Origin of the sequence: Pseudomonas reactans (genome assembly GCF_013385825.1) — a bacterium.
GTDB classification, from domain to species: Bacteria; Pseudomonadota; Gammaproteobacteria; order Pseudomonadales; family Pseudomonadaceae; genus Aquipseudomonas; species Aquipseudomonas reactans.
The window spans coordinates 18,541-33,903 of record NZ_JACAPG010000014.1 but is presented as its reverse complement, the minus strand read 5'-3'; the positions used below and the strand labels follow the sequence as shown (position 1 = coordinate 33,903).

17 protein-coding genes and 1 pseudogene are annotated in these 15,363 nt (G+C 61.9%); 7 read left to right on the top strand and 11 right to left on the bottom strand.

The window, feature by feature from the left end:
• Positions 1-6 precede the first annotated feature (6 nt).
• Both HX868_RS16670 and HX868_RS16665 read right to left on the bottom strand, forming a co-directional pair.
• A pseudogene (locus HX868_RS16670) lies at positions 7-396 on the bottom strand (MAPEG family protein); the annotation flags it as partial.
• Positions 389-694, bottom strand: a complete 306-nt coding sequence (locus HX868_RS16665; RefSeq protein ID WP_177003619.1) for a DUF2834 domain-containing protein — start codon at positions 692-694, stop codon at positions 389-391. The gene HX868_RS16665 and the pseudogene HX868_RS16670, both read right to left, overlap by 8 nt.
• 84 nt (positions 695-778) lie before the next feature.
• Here HX868_RS16665 and HX868_RS16660 point away from each other — a divergent pair, with 84 nt between their 5' ends.
• Together HX868_RS16660 and HX868_RS16655 are read left to right on the top strand one after the other, a co-directional pair.
• The gene (locus HX868_RS16660; protein WP_177003618.1) at positions 779-1,567 is read left to right on the top strand and encodes a helix-turn-helix domain-containing protein; all 789 of its coding nucleotides are present in this window, start codon (positions 779-781) and stop codon (positions 1,565-1,567) included.
• A 54-nt stretch (positions 1,568-1,621) separates the two neighbouring features.
• Entirely contained in the window at positions 1,622-3,331 is a 1,710-nt protein-coding gene (locus tag HX868_RS16655) for an amidase (protein ID WP_177003617.1), read from the top strand.
• A gap of 108 nt (positions 3,332-3,439) precedes the next feature.
• On the opposite strand, the gene HX868_RS16650 is transcribed toward HX868_RS16655, so the two are convergent.
• Genes HX868_RS16650 through HX868_RS16640 form a run of 3 tightly spaced genes read right to left on the bottom strand, consistent with a single transcriptional unit; the run spans position 3,440 to position 4,870 of the window.
• Positions 3,440-4,177, bottom strand: coding sequence for a CPBP family intramembrane glutamic endopeptidase (locus HX868_RS16650; protein ID WP_177003616.1), 738 nt, complete (start codon positions 4,175-4,177; stop codon positions 3,440-3,442).
• A 7-nt stretch (positions 4,178-4,184) separates the two neighbouring features.
• The gene (locus HX868_RS16645; RefSeq protein WP_177003615.1) at positions 4,185-4,655 is read right to left on the bottom strand and encodes a RidA family protein; all 471 of its coding nucleotides are present in this window, start codon (positions 4,653-4,655) and stop codon (positions 4,185-4,187) included.
• Positions 4,652-4,870 carry a DUF6434 domain-containing protein gene (locus HX868_RS16640; protein WP_177003614.1) on the bottom strand — a complete coding sequence of 73 codons (219 nt, stop codon included), beginning with the start codon at positions 4,868-4,870 and terminating at the stop codon, positions 4,652-4,654. Before HX868_RS16640 ends, HX868_RS16645 begins: the two co-directional genes overlap by 4 nt.
• Before the next feature lie 247 nt (positions 4,871-5,117).
• Here HX868_RS16640 and HX868_RS16635 point away from each other — a divergent pair, with 247 nt between their 5' ends.
• Positions 5,118-5,549, top strand: a complete 432-nt coding sequence (locus HX868_RS16635; protein WP_016979456.1) for a nuclear transport factor 2 family protein — start codon at positions 5,118-5,120, stop codon at positions 5,547-5,549.
• A gap of 28 nt (positions 5,550-5,577) precedes the next feature.
• On the opposite strand, the gene HX868_RS16630 is transcribed toward HX868_RS16635, so the two are convergent.
• Positions 5,578-6,903 carry an aminotransferase-like domain-containing protein gene (locus HX868_RS16630; protein WP_177003613.1) on the bottom strand — a complete coding sequence of 442 codons (1,326 nt, stop codon included), beginning with the start codon at positions 6,901-6,903 and terminating at the stop codon, positions 5,578-5,580.
• Between the two features lie 90 nt (positions 6,904-6,993).
• Here HX868_RS16630 and HX868_RS16625 point away from each other — a divergent pair, with 90 nt between their 5' ends.
• Positions 6,994-7,884: a DMT family transporter gene (locus HX868_RS16625; protein WP_177003612.1), complete on the top strand. Its 891-nt coding sequence runs from the start codon at positions 6,994-6,996 to the stop codon at positions 7,882-7,884.
• Here the strand turns inward: HX868_RS16625 and HX868_RS16620 are convergent.
• Positions 7,881-8,447 carry a YceI family protein gene (locus tag HX868_RS16620; protein WP_177003611.1) on the bottom strand — a complete coding sequence of 189 codons (567 nt, stop codon included), beginning with the start codon at positions 8,445-8,447 and terminating at the stop codon, positions 7,881-7,883. The two genes, HX868_RS16625 and HX868_RS16620, sit on opposite strands and share 4 nt — an antisense overlap.
• Positions 8,448-8,571: 124 nt before the next feature.
• Here HX868_RS16620 and HX868_RS16615 point away from each other — a divergent pair, with 124 nt between their 5' ends.
• Complete coding sequence (locus HX868_RS16615) at positions 8,572-9,066, top strand: PaaI family thioesterase (RefSeq protein WP_177003610.1); 495 nt, start codon at positions 8,572-8,574, stop codon at positions 9,064-9,066.
• A gap of 43 nt (positions 9,067-9,109) precedes the next feature.
• Entirely contained in the window at positions 9,110-9,997 is an 888-nt protein-coding gene (gene yghX / locus HX868_RS16610; RefSeq protein WP_177003609.1) for a YghX family hydrolase, read from the top strand.
• Here yghX and HX868_RS16605 read toward each other — a convergent pair.
• Positions 9,994-10,869 carry a LysR family transcriptional regulator gene (locus HX868_RS16605; RefSeq protein ID WP_177003608.1) on the bottom strand — a complete coding sequence of 292 codons (876 nt, stop codon included), beginning with the start codon at positions 10,867-10,869 and terminating at the stop codon, positions 9,994-9,996. The genes yghX and HX868_RS16605 overlap by 4 nt on opposite strands.
• A 128-nt stretch (positions 10,870-10,997) precedes the next feature.
• Between HX868_RS16605 and ampC the strand changes: the two genes are divergently transcribed.
• Positions 10,998-12,152, top strand: a complete 1,155-nt coding sequence (ampC, locus tag HX868_RS16600; protein ID WP_177003607.1) for a class C beta-lactamase — start codon at positions 10,998-11,000, stop codon at positions 12,150-12,152.
• Positions 12,153-12,261: 109 nt separating this feature from the next.
• Here the strand turns inward: ampC and dctM are convergent, their stop codons facing one another.
• The 3 genes from dctM to HX868_RS16585 form a co-directional block, all read right to left on the bottom strand.
• Positions 12,262-13,542, bottom strand: coding sequence for a C4-dicarboxylate TRAP transporter large permease protein DctM (gene dctM / locus HX868_RS16595; protein WP_012724622.1), 1,281 nt, complete (start codon positions 13,540-13,542; stop codon positions 12,262-12,264).
• Entirely contained in the window at positions 13,542-14,174 is a 633-nt protein-coding gene (locus HX868_RS16590; RefSeq protein ID WP_177003606.1) for a TRAP transporter small permease, read from the bottom strand. Before HX868_RS16590 ends, dctM begins: the two co-directional genes overlap by 1 nt.
• Positions 14,175-14,310: 136 nt before the next feature.
• Positions 14,311-15,300 carry a TRAP transporter substrate-binding protein gene (locus HX868_RS16585; RefSeq protein WP_095016479.1) on the bottom strand — a complete coding sequence of 330 codons (990 nt, stop codon included), beginning with the start codon at positions 15,298-15,300 and terminating at the stop codon, positions 14,311-14,313.
• Between the last annotated feature and the right edge of the window lie 63 nt (positions 15,301-15,363).

The following is a 15,363-nucleotide window of genomic DNA, read 5'->3' as shown; positions in this document are numbered from 1 at the left end:
GCCCATACCAAATAGGCAGACCACACCCACCCCATAAGCGAGCGTGCGCCAGGGTTGCCATCCCATCAAATACGCCACCGTATGCACCACCCGCGCCACGGTGAAGCTGCCGAACAGCCAGGGGGTGGTATCCAGGGAAGTCTCCAACGCCACGCACAGCCCACCCAACACAAAAAACAGCGGGATGTTCTCCAGGTCATTCCTCCACGCCTTGGCCGCTCTCACGACCTGAGGCAGTTCCTGCGCATGAGCGGCGCGGTCGAACAATCGTGCATCCTCCGGGTTGGTAAAGGCCTTGAGCCTCAGGCGAAAAAAGCCCTGATAACAGGAAATCGCATACATCTTCAGGCACAGCACCAGCACACACAGCGCGTAAACCTGCAAAAGATCACTCATCGCGCCCCCCATTTACCACCAGATAGAGCAACGGCCCCACCGACACAAACACCGCCGTCAGCACAAAATACGGCAGCAGCGAAACCACCGAGCGCCCGCGTCGCCGCGCGTCCCGGGACATCCATACACACGCCAGCACCGCCATCAAATACAGGTCAATCACCACCTGCGCGGTGTCCGGCCGCGACATCAATTCGCGGCCAAAGGCCAACAGCGACTGCTCGGCCGTCAGCATCGTCGCCAGGGTGTAGAGCGAGAATCCGAGCAAACCGGCCAGGGCGATAAAGCGACTACTCATGGGTTCTTCCTTGGAGTGATAGAGGCCCCACGTTAGTGATAAGGTTCGGCCCCTCGCAATGACCTCGGAGGTCATGATTCCGCCATGGACAACCCTGCTACTGCCGGCGAACAGCTGCGCCAATTGCGCCGTCAGGCCAAGCTGAGCCAGCTCGACCTGGCCCTGATCACCGGCATTTCCCAGCGCCACCTCAGTTGCATCGAGACCGGCCGGGCCAAGCCAAGTCCCGCCACGTTACACAACCTGTTGACCACGCTGGAGGCACCGCTGGAACAGTGCAACCGCGTATTCCTCGCCGCCGGCTATGCGCCGCGTTATGCCGCAACCCCGCTCGCCTCGCCCGCCATGGCGGCAATCCGCGAAGCCGTCAGCCATGTGCTGCACGCCAACAATCCAGCCCCTGCCATCCTGCTGGGCAGCCAGTGGGAAGTGCTGGCGGCGAATGCCAGTACCGGCCTGTTGTTTGAATTGGTGGGCATCCGCGCGGATGCCGCTGAGGGCGTGAACTTGTTGACGACGCTGCTGAAGCCGGGCGGCCTGGGCGATCACCTGATCAATGCCGAGGAGATCCGCACCCTGGCCTGGCAGCGCGCTACCCGTGAAGCGCTGGGCAATCCCGAACTGGCCGCGCTGCTGGCAAGCCTGCCAACTCCCGCCAACACCGAACTGCCCGCACACATGCCGCCGCTGGTACTGACCCGCGTGCGCTCACGCCAGGGTGAACTGAGCTTTTTGTCCACCTTCACCACGTTTGGCATGCCCCAGGACATCACCCTCACCTCCCTGCGGATCGAACATCTGATTCCTGCGGACGAGGCCACCTGGCAGGTGATGCGCGGCGCCTATGCGGAGTATGCCGCGCTGGTTTTGTGAAATATCTGTCCGTAGACTGCCGCCATACCCCCACTTGAAGGCGGCGAAAAAAACGTGATGCAAGTTACCGAAGTCTCCATTGCCCAATTGCGCGCTGCGCTTGAATCCGGCCAGACCACGGCCGTTGAACTGGTCAACGCCTACCTGGCGCGTATCGACGCCTACGACGGCCCGCAGACCGCCACCGCCTTGAACGCCGTGGTGGTGCGCAACCCCGAGGCCCTGAAAGAAGCCGAGGCGTCCGATGCACGCCGGGCCAAAGGCGAAACCCTGGGGCCATTGGATGGCATTCCTTACACCGCCAAAGACAGCTACCTGGTCAAGGGCCTGACCGCCGCCTCCGGCAGCCCGGCGTTTGCCCACCTGGTCGCCCAGCGTGACGCGTTCACCATCGAGCGCCTGCGCGGCGGCGGCGCCATCTGCCTGGGCAAGACCAATATGCCGCCGATGGCCAATGGCGGCATGCAGCGTGGTGTGTATGGCCGCGCGGAAAGCCCGTATAACGCCGACTACCTGACCGCGCCGTTTGCCTCCGGCTCGTCCAACGGCGCCGGCACCGCGACGGCCGCCAGTTTTGCCGCGTTTGGCGTAGCCGAAGAAACCTGGTCCAGCGGACGCGGCCCGGCGTCCAACAATGGCTTGTGCGCCTACACCCCGTCCCGAGGCGTGATTTCGGTGCGCGGCAACTGGCCGCTCACACCGACCATGGACGTGGTGGTGCCTTATGCCCGCACCATGGCCGACCTGTTGGAAGTGCTCGATGTGGTGGTGGCCGAAGACCCGGACACCCGTGGCGATCTGTGGCGTTTGCAGCCGTGGGTGCCGATCCCGAGCGTCGCCTCGGTGCGCCCGGCGTCCTACGTTGAACTGGCCGTGACTGCCGAATCCCTCGTCGGCAAACGCTTTGGCGTGCCGCGCATGTACATCAACGCCGACCCCGACGCCGGCACCAGTGAAAAACCCGGCATCGGCGGCCCCACCGGGCAGAGGATCAACACCCGCGCCAGCGTGATCGACCTGTGGAACGACGCGCGCCAGGCGCTGGTTGCGGCCGGTGCCGAAGTCATCGACGTGGACTTCCCGCTGGTGTCCAACTGCGAAGGCGACCGCCCTGGCGCACCCACCGTGTTCACCCGTGGCCTGGTCTCCAAGGCGTTCCTCCACGATGAACTGTGGGAACTGTCGGCCTGGGCCTTCGATGATTTCCTGCGCGCCAACAACGACCCTGCCCTCAACCGCCTGGCGGATGTGGACGGGCCGAAGATTTTCCCCCACGACCCCGGCACCCTGCCCAACCGTGAGGACGATTTGGCCGCCGGCATGGACGAATACGTGCGCATGGCCGAACGCGGCATCACGCCGTGGAACGAGATCAGCACGGTCCCCGACGGCCTGCGCGGTCTGGAACAAACCCGCCGCATCGACCTGGAAGACTGGATGGACACGCTCGGTCTCGACGCCGTGTTGTTCCCGACCGTGGCTGACGTAGGCCCGGCGGATGCTGATGTGAACGAAGCCTCCGCCGATATCGCCTGGAGCAACGGCGTGTGGGTGGCCAACGGCAACCTCGCGATTCGCCACCTCGGCGTGCCGACCGTCACCGTGCCGATGGGCGTGATGGCGGATATCGGCATGCCAGTGGGGCTGACCTTTGCCGGGCGGGCGTATGACGATTCGGCATTGCTGCGGTTTGCGTCGGCGTATGAGGCAACCGGCAGCAAGCGCCTGGTTCCGCCGCGCACCCCCCCGCTGACAGCTGCCTAAACCTGTAGGAGCCGGCTTGCCGGCGATAGCGGTCTAACCGTAATGGTTGCGCAGCCTGGGCCACCACCATCGCCGGCAAGCCGGCTCCTACAAGGACCGCGTTTCACATCAGGCGATGTGGGGCACGGCAATCAACAGGATTGCCGTGCCATGGGTCAATGTCGCCGCCAACACGCCATAACGCATGCGCACCAGCGCGCACGCCAACCCTTCGAGCAAGGTAAACAGCAATACCGGCCAGCCCAGTTGGGTAACGCTCAGCGCCAGGAACGTATGACAGGCCGCGAAGGCTACGCCACTGCCCAATGCCGCACGCAACGGCGTGACATGCTGTTCCAGATAGCCCTGCAAAAATCCGCGGAACAGCACCTCTTCCAACGCATTGGCGCCGTAGGCCAACACCACCATACCCGGCAGCCATACCCAATAACCTGGGATCGCTGACGCTTCGATCCCCTGGTACAACAGCAGCGGCACCCCAATCAAGCCGCCGACCGCGATCCCGATCATCAAGCCAACAGCACGCGGCCCCTTGGACCAGACGATCAGCGCCGCCAAGTCCGGCGCCACCCGCACAAGCGCCGCAATCAACAACGCCGACAAACCGCCCAACACCGCCAGCACAAAGGTATTGGCCGTGAAGGCAAGCTGCACCTCGCTGCTCAGCGCCCACATGCCCAAGGGCGTCATCACGTCGCGCATCAGCACGAACGCCGCCAGCAGAATCAGGATACGCAGGGCCGTCAGCGTCCTGGGCGTGAGTGCGAACCATAGACCAAACAAGGCCAGGCCCGGCGCCAAGTAGGTGCCGTAGTTGACCAGTACCGCCATGCCTTGAGTAATCATCGATGGCTCAACCGTGCGCCACCGCAATCATATCGATCTCCACTGCCGCCGACTTCGGCAGCTGCATCACCCCCACCGACGTACGCGTATGCACCCCGGCGCTGCCGAGGATCTCGTGCAACAGATCCGACGCACCGTTGGCCACTTCACTCTGCTGGTCAAAATCCTCGGCACTGCGCACGTACACGGTGATGCGCGGGATGGCCTTGACCCGGTCCAGCGAACCCAAGGCCTGCTTGAGCAACCCCAGGCAGCGCAAGGCACTGATGCCAGCAGCGATTTGCGCTTGGGCCAGGGTCAGGCTGTCCCCCACCTTGCCCGGCAACACGATGGCATCGCCGACCCGAGGAATCTGGCCGCTGATATACAGGTGGTTGCCGTCGCGGACCAATGGCGTGTAGTTGCCACCGACTTTGAATTCATCCAGCTGATAGCCGAGGCGTTGCTGGGCGGCCTGGTATTTTTCGTCGGGTGTCATGGGCGTGAATCCTCGTTTCGGCGTTGCCACTCATCCACCACGTCGCCCAGGGTCTTGGGCACCTCGTTGCGAATCCAGGCCATGAACGGCCGGTCGAACGTGAACCCTGGGCCGCAGTGCTCAAGCATGAAGCGGCGTACGTTTTGAGTGTTTTTGTAGTGTGGGGTTACCGGAGTGGCGCGGGTGAGCGTGTCGCTGTGCCAGTCAAAATCCATTTTGTGTCTCGGGCAGTGTCAGGTTTCGGCAGTAGCATAGCGATGTGCTACTTGCACAGGAAGCAAGGCATGACGCGATTGATGTGTTAAGACATCGTATAAGAAGGCGCGCATTTTATTCCGCCTAAAAGCCTAATCCTTTCAAGATATTTCGAAATTTCACTTTCCTTCCCCACCTGAAATATTGCATGGTTGTACGACGACACAGCCTGTCGTACCAGCCCCCAACAACAATAAGGAAACACCCATGCAAAACGTCAAAGTGCTGATCGGTTTTCTGTGCCTGTTCACCGGTTATGTTGCAGCCGCGCCTGCCCCTGCCGAAAAGGATGTGGCCCAAGCGGTCGACCAACTGACCCAAGCCATGCTGCACCTGGACCTCAAGCAGCTTCACGCGCTGACGGCCGACAAGCTCACCTACGGCCACTCCAGCGGCAAGGTGCAGAACAAAGACCAATTCATCGCTGACCTGGAAACCCATACCAGCGCCTTCAAGACCCTGGAAATGCAAAACCAGACCATCACCCTGCAAGGCGACACTGCGCTGGTACGCAACCACTTCCATGCCCTGGCCGTGAACAGCGGCGTTGAAGTGCCTACCGACATCGACAACTTCCAAGTCTGGCAGAAGCAAAAAGGCAAATGGCTGCTGATCGGACGTCAGGCCTACAAGTACTGATACCTTGCGGTGAGCCGCTGAAACCGGCTCACCACGCCACCACCTTGCGCACCTTGAGCAACGCTTCGCGCAGTACCAACATCGGCACCGAACCCAAGGCCAACCGCAACGCGTGTGGGACATACCCCGAGACGGCAAACGGCTCGGCGGTGGACACAGAAATATTGTCGCGCTGCAAAGTCATGGCGACCTGATCGGCCCGGGCGTCTTCCGCCAACGGCAGCCATAGAAAATACGACGAGGGATGGCTGATGTACGCCAGCCCTTTGAACACCTGAGCCGCCAGCGCCTGGCGTGCCTGGGCATCTTCGCGCTTTTGCGCCTCAAGCTGTGCCACGGTGCCATCCTCCAGCCATGCCACCGCCATGGCGCTCATCACGCCGGGTACATTCCAGGTAGTGGCCATGATGGTGCGCTCCAGCGTCTTTACCCATTCAATCGGCGCCGCGATAAACCCCACGCGCAGGCCCGTTGCCACGCTTTTCGACAGCCCACCCACATACACCGTGCGTTCTGGCGCCAGCGTCGCCACGGGTGGCGGTGCGTCTTCAGCCAGAAACGCGTAGGCCGCGTCTTCTATGATCATCAGATTGTGCTGACGGGCGATAGCGACCAACTGCTCGCGCTGGGCCAGATCCATTACCCAACCGAGGGGATTGTGCAAGGTCGGCATGCTGTATACGGCGCGCACCGGGCGCTTGCGACACAGGTTTTGCAAGGCTTCCAGGTCCGGGCCGGTCGGGGTCATCGGGATCGCGACAATTTCCAGGTGCAGGGTCTCGGCCAATACCTTGAAGCCCGAATAGGTCAACGCATCCACCGCAATCACATCGCCGGGTTTGAGCAGCGCCATCATCGTCACCGCCAGGCCATGCTGGGCGCCGCTGACCAGCAGCACTTGATCGGCCTCCACGGTAAGCCCACGGTTCAATAAGTGCCGCGCAAAGGCCCCGCGCTCATGCAGACGCCCGGCGTGAGGCTGGTAACGCAACAGCGCTTCAAGGTCGCCGGACAGCGCCAGTTGGCGCAACGCCGTGCGCAACAGGTCTGCCTGGCCCGGCAACGAGGGGTAGTTGAAGTTGAGGTCGAGCATGCCCGCCGTCACCGTCATCTGCCCACTGCCCTGCCCTGGCGGCAACGAGATTTCGCGCACGAAGGTGCCACGCCCGGGTTCGCCGCTGACCAGGCCCATGGCCTCAAGCTCGGTGTACACGCGGCTGGCGGTGACCAGCGCCAGGCCATGCTCGGCGGCCAATTGACGATGCGTCGGCAGGCGCGTGCCAGGCGGCATTTGGCCGCTGCGGATGGCTCCAGCAAAGGTGTCGACCAAGGACTTGTAGCGGGCGCGCGGCATTGGGCTGTATCCATGACAATTTTTTGATTGTCTTAATCCTCGCCCCTAGGATGGCCAGAACGCAACCCCTCCGGCTACGGGCACTCCCCCATGGAACGCACATCCCCCCTCAACACCCTGGACACTAGCACTCAGGGCTGGATCAACGGCTTTATCGGTGTGGTGATTTTCAGCGGCTCATTGCCCGCCACACGATTGGCCGTGATGGAATTCGACCCAGTGTTTCTCACCATGGTCCGTGCCGCGATCGCCGCCTTTCTCGGCGTGATCCTGCTGTGGCTGTTCAAGGAAAAACGCCCCGCGCGCAATCAGTGGGTGCCGCTGGCGATTGTCGCCTTGGGCGTGGTAATCGGCTTCCCCTTGCTCACCGCCCTGGCGTTGCAATACGTGACCTCGGCCCACTCCATCGTATTCATCGGCCTGCTGCCTCTGGCCACCGCCGTGTTTGGCGTGTTGCGCGGTGGCGAGCGACCGCGGCCGGTGTTCTGGCTGTTCTCGGTGCTGGGCAGTATGTTGGTAATGGGTTATGCCGTGGCCCAAGGCTTGAGCGCCGCACCGGCCGGTGATCTGCTGATGCTGCTGGCAGTGCTGGTGTGCGGCCTGGGTTACGCCGAAGGCGCCAAGCTGTCGCGCAGCCTGGGCGGTTGGCAGGTGATCTGCTGGGCGCTGGTGGTGTCGATACCGGTGGTGGCGCCGCTGAGCCTGATGCTTGCGCCGTCGACCTTCAGCGGCATCAGCCTGCCCGCCTGGTTGAGCCTGGGTTATGTGTCACTGTTCAGCATGCTGATCGGCTTTGTGTTCTGGTATCGCGGCCTGGCCCAGGGTGGCATTGCCGCCGTCGGCCAGTTGCAGTTGCTGCAACCGTTTTTCGGCCTGGCACTGGCGGCGGGCCTGCTGCATGAGCAGGTCAGCCTGGGCATGGTGCTGGTGACGGTCGCGGTGATCGGCTGCGTGGCCGGCGCAAAGAAGTTCGCCCGTTAACGCTGCGGCGCGACCATCTTGAACTTGATGTTGATGTCGTTGGACACCACGCTGTTGCCAGCCCACTCACCCTCGCCGATCTTGAAGTCGCCACGCTTGAGGACGAACTCACCGTCGAACACGCCAATGCCGCTCTGCTCCTTGAGCACCACGTCCACATCCACCGGACGCGTGGTGCCCTTGATGGTCAGGTTGCCGCTGATCGTGTAGCGGTTGTCGCCCAAGGCTTTGACGCCGGTGGATTCGTACACGCCCACCGGAAACGTCGCGGTATCAAACCAGGACGCGCGTTGCAGCTCGTCGTTGGCGTCCGGGCTACCCGCGTCGATGCTGGCCAGCTGGATCTTGAGCAAGGCATGCCCGGCCTCCGGTTTTTGCGTGTCGAAGGTCAAGGTGCCTTCAAACTCGCTGAACGTACCGTACACCCGCTGCCCCAATTGCTTGTAGGTGAAGCTGATCTGGCTGGCGGTGCGGTTGACGTCCTTGTACTCCACCGCCTGGGCGCTGGCACCATAAGCAAGGATCAGGGCCAGTACCGCGACCGGGGAAATAAGACGTTTCATGCAACGCTCCGCAGAGAGGAAAGGACACAAGGTACTGAGCTAACACGCCATACCAGGGATTTATTCCATTCCGGCGTTTGTCCTGCTAAACAGAGTAGTCGCCCCTCCATAATAAGGACGCTGCATGCACGCCCCCTCACTCCAGGACATCACCGCGCCGGAAGGCATCTGCTACGGCTGCGGCGGCAGCAACCCCCACGGCCTGCACATCAAGAGCCGCTGGGACGCGGACGGTATCCACTTGGTTGCCGAACACCTGCCCGAGGCCCATTACAGCGGTTGGCCCGACCTGGTCTACGGCGGCCTGATCGCCATGCTGGTGGACTGCCATTCCAACTGGACCGCCATGGCCTACCACTACCGCGCCGAAGCGCGCGAACCCGGCAGCCTGCCGCGCATCGACTGCGTCACCGGCAACCTGGGGATCAAATTCATCAAGCCGACGCCCATGGGCATCACCCTCACCCTGCGCGCACGGGTCGACGGTGACGTGGGACGCAAGACCCGCGTGATCTGCGAGGTGTACGCCGGTGACGTGCTGACCGCCATCGGCGATTCGATCTTCGTGCGTGTCGACACCGGCCAGTTGGCCGTCGCCGCCCATGGTCGCGAGGGCTGATCCTGGGCTACATTGACCGCCACCGCTAATCGAGGATGCACCGATGACTCGTCTGACCGCGAAAGACTTTGCCCCCGAACTGCTGGAACTCTACGACGGCTATGCCCACGGCAAGATCAACCGCCGCGAATTTCTCGACCGCGCTGCACTGTTCACCTTTGGCGGCCTCACCGCTTCGGCCCTGCTGGCTGCCCTAAGCCCCAACTACGCGCTGGCCGAACAAGTGAAATTCACCGACCCGGACATCGTCGCCGACTACATCACCTACCCCTCGCCCAAAGGCAACGGCACGGTGCGCGGCTATCTGGTGCGCCCAGCCAAAGCCACGGGCAAGCTGCCAGCGGTGGTGGTAGTCCACGAAAACCGCGGCCTCAACCCCTACATCGAAGACGTCGCCCGGCGCCTGGCCAAGGCCGGCTTCATCGCCCTGGCCCCGGATGGCCTGACCTCGGTGGGCGGTTACCCCGGCAACGACGAAAAAGGCGTGGCCCTGCAACAGACCGTCGACCCGACCAAGCTGATGAACGACTTCTTCGCCGCCATCGAATGGCTGATGCACCACGACAGCAGCACCGGCAAGGTCGGGATTACCGGCTTCTGTTATGGCGGCGGCGTGACCAACGCGGCGGCCGTGGCCTACCCGGAATTGGGCGCGGCGGTGTCGTTTTATGGGCGCCAGCCGGAAGCCAAGGACGTGCCACGGATCAAGGCGCCGATCATGTTGCATTTCGGTGAGCTGGATACGCGGATCAACGAGGGTTGGCCGGCGTATGAACAGGCGCTCAAGGCCGCCGGCACCCCGTATGAGGCGTATATCTACAAGGGCGCCAACCATGGCTTCCATAATGATTCGACGCCACGCTATGACGAGGCGGCAGCGAACCTGGCGTGGGAAAGAACGCTCGGTTGGTTTAACAAGTACCTGGTTTAGGCGTTTACGCTTTCACACATCCACCGTTTAAACGCCAGCATCGCTGGCGTTTCAGCCCGCGACTGCAAACGCGTCAACCAATAGCTGCCCGTGCTGATGCCGACGTCGAACGGCTGGCGGATCACGTCGCTCTCCAGTTGCCGCGAAAACATCATTGCCGGCGCCAGTGCCACGCCGATGCCTTGCAAGGCGGCTTCCATCATCGCCAACGAAGAATCGAACACGATGCTGCGCGGCACCAGGGTATCGGCGGGCAAACCGGCGGCCTGGAACCACAGGTTCCATTCATCGGTGCGATAGGAGCGCAGCAAGGTGTGTTTGAGCAAGTCTTGCGGTGCGTGCAGTTGCTCGGCCAATTGCGGCACGCAGAGTACGGTGAGAGGCGCTGCCAGTAGCTCACAAGCGTCGGTACCGTGCCAGGCACCCGCGCCGAAGCGGATCGCATAATCCAGGCCTTCGGCCGCCACGTCGACGCGGTTGTTGTGGGTGGACAGGCGCAGGTCGATAAACGGGTAACGCGCCTGGAACTCGGGCAACCGTGGCAGCAACCAGCCCACAGCAAAGGTGCCGACCGCGCCCACTGTGAGCACTTCGCGGTAATGCCCGCCTTCGAATTGGCTCAAGGTCTGGGCGATGCGGTCAAACGAGTCGCGCACTACCGGCAACAGGGTTTCGCCTTCGCTGGTGAGCATCAGGCCACGGGGCAGGCGCTTGAACAAGGTCACGTTCAACTGCGTTTCCAGGCTTTTGACTTGATGGCTGACCGCCGCCTGGGTCACGCATAACTCAATGGCGGCGCGGGTAAAACTCAAATGCCGGGCCGAGGCCTCAAAGGCACGCAGGGCATTGAGGGGAAGATGGGAGCGCAGCATGCTTGACCCCAATTAATCTAATGGCAGGTGCGAGATATCATCGTTTGCCCAACGCCCGCGAACTGCCTACATTGGCCACGCCCGCGCAGGCTCTTCATTCAATCGATCACTCTCATGGAAGCGATATCATGCCTCAACTCTCTCTGTCCGGAGTGCGTAAAGTCGGCGCCCTGGCGTTATTTCTCGCCACCGGCCACTGCCTGGCCGCCGACGACCTGCGCGCCGTGGTGGACGCCAGCGTCAAGCCGCTGATGCAGCAACAGTCTATTCCAGGTCTGGTTGTCGGTGTCATCAAGGACGGCAAGGCGCAATACTTTAACTACGGCGTTGCCAGTAAAGACGCTAAACAGCCCGTCAGTGAAAACACGCTGTTTGAAATTGGCTCGGTGAGCAAGACCTTCACCGCCACCCTCGCCGGCTATGCCGTGGCGAGCGGCAAACTGACCCTCACCGACCCGGCCAGCCAGTACCTGCCTGCGTTGCGCGGCGGCAAGTTCGACCACATCAGCCTACTCAACCTGGGTACCTACACCGCCGGTGGCCTGCCGCTGCAATTCCCCCGCGAGGCGGACAACACCCAGCACATGATCAGCTACTTCCAGCAGTGGAAACCCGACTTCGCCCCCTGCACCCAACGCCTGTATTCCAACCCAAGCCTGGGCCTGTTCGGCTACCTGGCGGCGCAGAGCCTGAAGCAGCCGTTTGATCAACTGATGGAGAAAACCCTGATTCCGAAACTGGGGCTCAAGCACACGTTCGTCAACGTACCCGCCAACCAGATGGGCCTGTATGCCCAAGGCTATGGCAACGACGGCAAGCCGGTGCGCGTCGGCCCCGGCGCCATGGACAGCGAAGCGTACGGCATCAAGACCAGTGCGGCAGACCTGCTGCACTACGTCAGTGCGAACATGAACCCGACGAAACTGGACACGGTGCTGCAACAGGCCATCGCCACCACCCACACCGGCTACTACACCGTAGAGGGCATGACTCAGGGCCTTGGCTGGGAAATGTATCCCTACCCCATCACGCTTGATGCCTTGATTAGCGGCAACTCCACGCAAATGGCCAGGGTGCCGCACAAGGTTGACTGGCTGACCCCGCCGCAGGCGCCGCACGCCGACACATTGGTGAACAAGACGGGCTCCACCAATGGGTTTGGCGCGTATGTGGCGTATGTGCCGAGCAAGGAAATGGGGGTAGTGATCCTGGCCAACAAAAACTACCCGAACGGGGAACGGGTGAAAGTGGCCCATGCGATCTTGAGTGCGCTGGACCATTAAAGGACCCAGCGCCCTTTGTAGGAGCCGGCTTGCCGGCGATGGCGTCCTTGATTGCTGTACCGAATTCAAGGGCCTCATCGCCGGCAAGCCGGCTCCTACAGGGGGGCGACTACATACCGAGCCAGTGCGGTAGCGCCAGGGAGATAAACGGCAAGTAGGTGACCATGATCAGGAACACCAACAAGATCATCAGCCACGGCAACGCCGCACGAATGGTCTGCCCCAGGGTCAGCCCGGTCACCGCCGAGGTCACAAACAGGTTCAACCCCACCGGCGGGTGAACCAGGCCAATCTCCATGTTCACCACCATCACGATGCCCAGGTGAATCGGGTCAATGCCCAGTTTCATGGCAATCGGGAAGAAGATTGGCGCCAGGATCAGCACGATGGCTGACGGCTCCATGAAACTACCGGCAATCAGCAACACCACGTTGACCATGATCAAAAAGCCAATCGGCGTCAGACCTTCAGACAGCACCCACGCGGTGATTTCCTGGGGAATCTGTTCGGTGGTCAGCACATGGGCAAAGAGCATGGCGTTAGCGATGATGAACATCAGCATGATCGCCAGGCGCCCGGACTCCAGTAGCACCTTGGGGCAGTCACGCAGCTTCATATCTTTGTAGACGAACAGCGCGACAAACGCCGAGTACACCGCCGCCACCGCTGCGGCTTCGGTCGGGGTGAACATGCCGCTGTAGATACCGCCGAGGATGATCACCAACAGCAACAGGCCCCAGAACGCGCGACGTGCGCAGGTCAGCCACTCGCGGAAGGTCGCGCGCGGCTGGGCCGGCAGCTTCTTGATGCGTGCGACGATGTAGATCGCGATCATCAGCATCAGGCCCAGCAGCAACCCTGGAATCACGCCGGCCATGAACAGCTTGCCGACCGAGGTTTCGGTGGCCGCCGAGTACACCACCATCACAATCGACGGCGGAATCAGAATGCCCAAGGTGCCGGCGTTACAGATGATCCCGGCGCCAAACTCCTTCGGGTAACCGGAACGCACCATGCCGGCCACGGCAATCGAGCCCACCGCCGCCACCGTTGCCGGAGACGAACCGGACAGCGCCGCAAACAGCATGCACGCCAGCACAGCCGCAATCGCCAGGCCACCACGGATATGACCGACACAGGCGTTGGCAAAGTCGATCAGGCGTTGCGCCACGCCGCCGGTGGTCATGAACGCACCGGAGAGCAGGAAGAACGGAATCGCCAGGAAGGTATAGGCGTCGGAGGTCTCGAACAGCTTGATCGCCAGGGAACTCACCGAGTCCTGGCTGAACATCAGGATCGACACGGCGCCGGACAGCCCCAGGGAAATCGCAATGGGCACGCCGAGGAACATGAACACGAACAACAACAGGAATAGACAGAGCACGGCCATCAGTGACGCTCCTCATGGCTGCCGGCCAATTTGCTGGCCTCGCCAGCCTCGTCGGCCAGCCCCAACCCGACCTGACGGTGGGTAAAGATGCGGTAGAAAATTTCCAGGTAGCGGATGAACACCATGGCAAACCCGATAGGCACGATGATCACGATATCGCCCACATCGATGCCGTATTGATCGAGGTCTTCGGCGCCGATATGCGCGCCCATCACGGCGCTCACCCACTTGTAGCTGGCGACCATGAACAGCCCGGCGTAGGCCAGGCAGCACAGGCAGGCAAGCATGCCGAGCACGCGTTGCACCGGGCGCTTGGTCAACTTCACCAGTGCATCCACGCCAAGGTGGCCGGCGGTGCGCACGCCGTAGGAAATACCGAAGAAGATCAGCCAGCCGAACATGGCCTTGGTCAGCGCCACGCTCCAGGTCATGTCCTGGGCCCAGGTCATGGTGTGATCGCCCAAAGCATTGAAGAAATTGCTGCTCAGCGCCCACTTGTCAGCCAGGGCAAAGAACAGCGTGTAGATGTTGTTGAGCATGACGTAGACGAATGTCACCAGGGTCATGGCGGCCAGCAGGAAGGCGATAAAACCTTCCTCCAGGTGCTCCCAGACGCGCCTTAGCGTTTGCATGGCAAAACCTCGCAACAGGAACAGGAATGTGAACGCGGATGGCGTTTGTGTAGGAGCCGGCTTGCCGGCGATGACTGCCGCAAGATCGCCACAAGGCCTGAGGGCCTCATCGCCGGCAAGCCGGCTCCTACAGGGGTTATTGGGGCTGGTTGGACGCGTCGGCGGCCTTGATCAAGTCAGCCCCGATCTCACCCTCGAACTTCTGCCACACCGGGCGCATGGCTTCGCGCCACAGCTGGCGTTGCTCCGGGGTCAGTTCGATGATTTCGCTGGTCTTGGAATCGACGATCTTCTGCTTGGCTGACTGGTTCAGTGCTTCGGCCTGCTTGTTCACCTCGACGGTAACCTCGACCATGATCTGCTCCAGCGTGCTGCGGATGTCCGGTGGCAGCCCGTTCCAGAATTTGGCGTTGGTGATCACCATGTAGTCGATCAGGCCATGGTTGGACTCGGTGAAGTATTTCTGCACCTCGTTGACCTTCTGGCTTTCATAGTTCGACCAGGTGTTCTCGGTGCCATTCACGGTGCCGGTCTGCAGGCCTTGGTACACCTCGGCAAAACTCATCTTGCGCGGGTTGGCGCGGATCGCCTTGAATTGCTCTTCCAACACGCTTGAAGCCTGCACACGGAATTTCAGGCCACGGGCGTCCTTGGGCTCATGCAGCGCCTTGTTCGACGAGAGTTGCTTGAGGCCGTTGTGCCAATAGGCCAGGCCGAGGATGTTCTTGTCCTGCATGGAGGTCAGCAGTTCCTTGCCCTGGGCCGCCTGGAAACGGTCGACGGCGGCCAGGTCGTTGAACAGGAACGGCAGGTCGTAGATCTGCACTTGCTTGGTGTACTGCTCGAACTTGGCCAGGGACGGTGCCAGCATCTGCACGTCGCCCAGCAGCAGCGCTTCCATTTCCTTGCCGTCGCCGAACAACGACGAGTTCGGGTACACCTCGACCTTGACCTTACCGGGCAGGCGTTCTTCCGCGAGTTTCTTGAACAGCAGCGCGCCCTGGCCCTTGGGAGTGTTTTCGGCGACCACGTGGGCAAACTTGATGACAATCGGGTCTGCCGCCTGGGCCAGGCCCGCGGCAAACAAGGTGGCGGCGCACAGCAGCGCCCGGGAAAGCTTGAGCATGGGAAATCACCTTCTTATTGTTGTGTTATAGGGCAAGGTGCCTGATGTGACGCGTGTAGTGAA

What these genes read in the sequence shown, in the direction of transcription:
- HX868_RS16665 (WP_177003619.1), bottom strand. Translation starts at nt 694, where the DNA reads ATGAGTAGTCGCTTTATCGCCCTGGCCGGTTTGCTCGGATTCTCGCTC.
- HX868_RS16660 (WP_177003618.1), top strand. Translation starts at nt 779, where the DNA reads ATGGACAACCCTGCTACTGCCGGCGAACAGCTGCGCCAATTGCGCCGT.
- HX868_RS16650 (WP_177003616.1), bottom strand. Translation starts at nt 4,177, where the DNA reads ATGATTACTCAAGGCATGGCGGTACTGGTCAACTACGGCACCTACTTG.
- HX868_RS16645 (WP_177003615.1), bottom strand. Translation starts at nt 4,655, where the DNA reads ATGACACCCGACGAAAAATACCAGGCCGCCCAGCAACGCCTCGGCTAT.
- HX868_RS16640 (WP_177003614.1), bottom strand. Translation starts at nt 4,870, where the DNA reads ATGGATTTTGACTGGCACAGCGACACGCTCACCCGCGCCACTCCGGTA.
- HX868_RS16635 (WP_016979456.1), top strand. Translation starts at nt 5,118, where the DNA reads ATGCAAAACGTCAAAGTGCTGATCGGTTTTCTGTGCCTGTTCACCGGT.
- HX868_RS16630 (WP_177003613.1), bottom strand. Translation starts at nt 6,903, where the DNA reads ATGCCGCGCGCCCGCTACAAGTCCTTGGTCGACACCTTTGCTGGAGCC.
- HX868_RS16625 (WP_177003612.1), top strand. Translation starts at nt 6,994, where the DNA reads ATGGAACGCACATCCCCCCTCAACACCCTGGACACTAGCACTCAGGGC.
- HX868_RS16620 (WP_177003611.1), bottom strand. Translation starts at nt 8,447, where the DNA reads ATGAAACGTCTTATTTCCCCGGTCGCGGTACTGGCCCTGATCCTTGCT.
- HX868_RS16615 (WP_177003610.1), top strand. Translation starts at nt 8,572, where the DNA reads ATGCACGCCCCCTCACTCCAGGACATCACCGCGCCGGAAGGCATCTGC.
- yghX (WP_177003609.1), top strand. Translation starts at nt 9,110, where the DNA reads ATGACTCGTCTGACCGCGAAAGACTTTGCCCCCGAACTGCTGGAACTC.
- HX868_RS16605 (WP_177003608.1), bottom strand. Translation starts at nt 10,869, where the DNA reads ATGCTGCGCTCCCATCTTCCCCTCAATGCCCTGCGTGCCTTTGAGGCC.
- ampC (WP_177003607.1), top strand. Translation starts at nt 10,998, where the DNA reads ATGCCTCAACTCTCTCTGTCCGGAGTGCGTAAAGTCGGCGCCCTGGCG.
- dctM (WP_012724622.1), bottom strand. Translation starts at nt 13,542, where the DNA reads ATGGCCGTGCTCTGTCTATTCCTGTTGTTGTTCGTGTTCATGTTCCTC.
- HX868_RS16590 (WP_177003606.1), bottom strand. Translation starts at nt 14,174, where the DNA reads ATGCAAACGCTAAGGCGCGTCTGGGAGCACCTGGAGGAAGGTTTTATC.
- HX868_RS16585 (WP_095016479.1), bottom strand. Translation starts at nt 15,300, where the DNA reads ATGCTCAAGCTTTCCCGGGCGCTGCTGTGCGCCGCCACCTTGTTTGCC.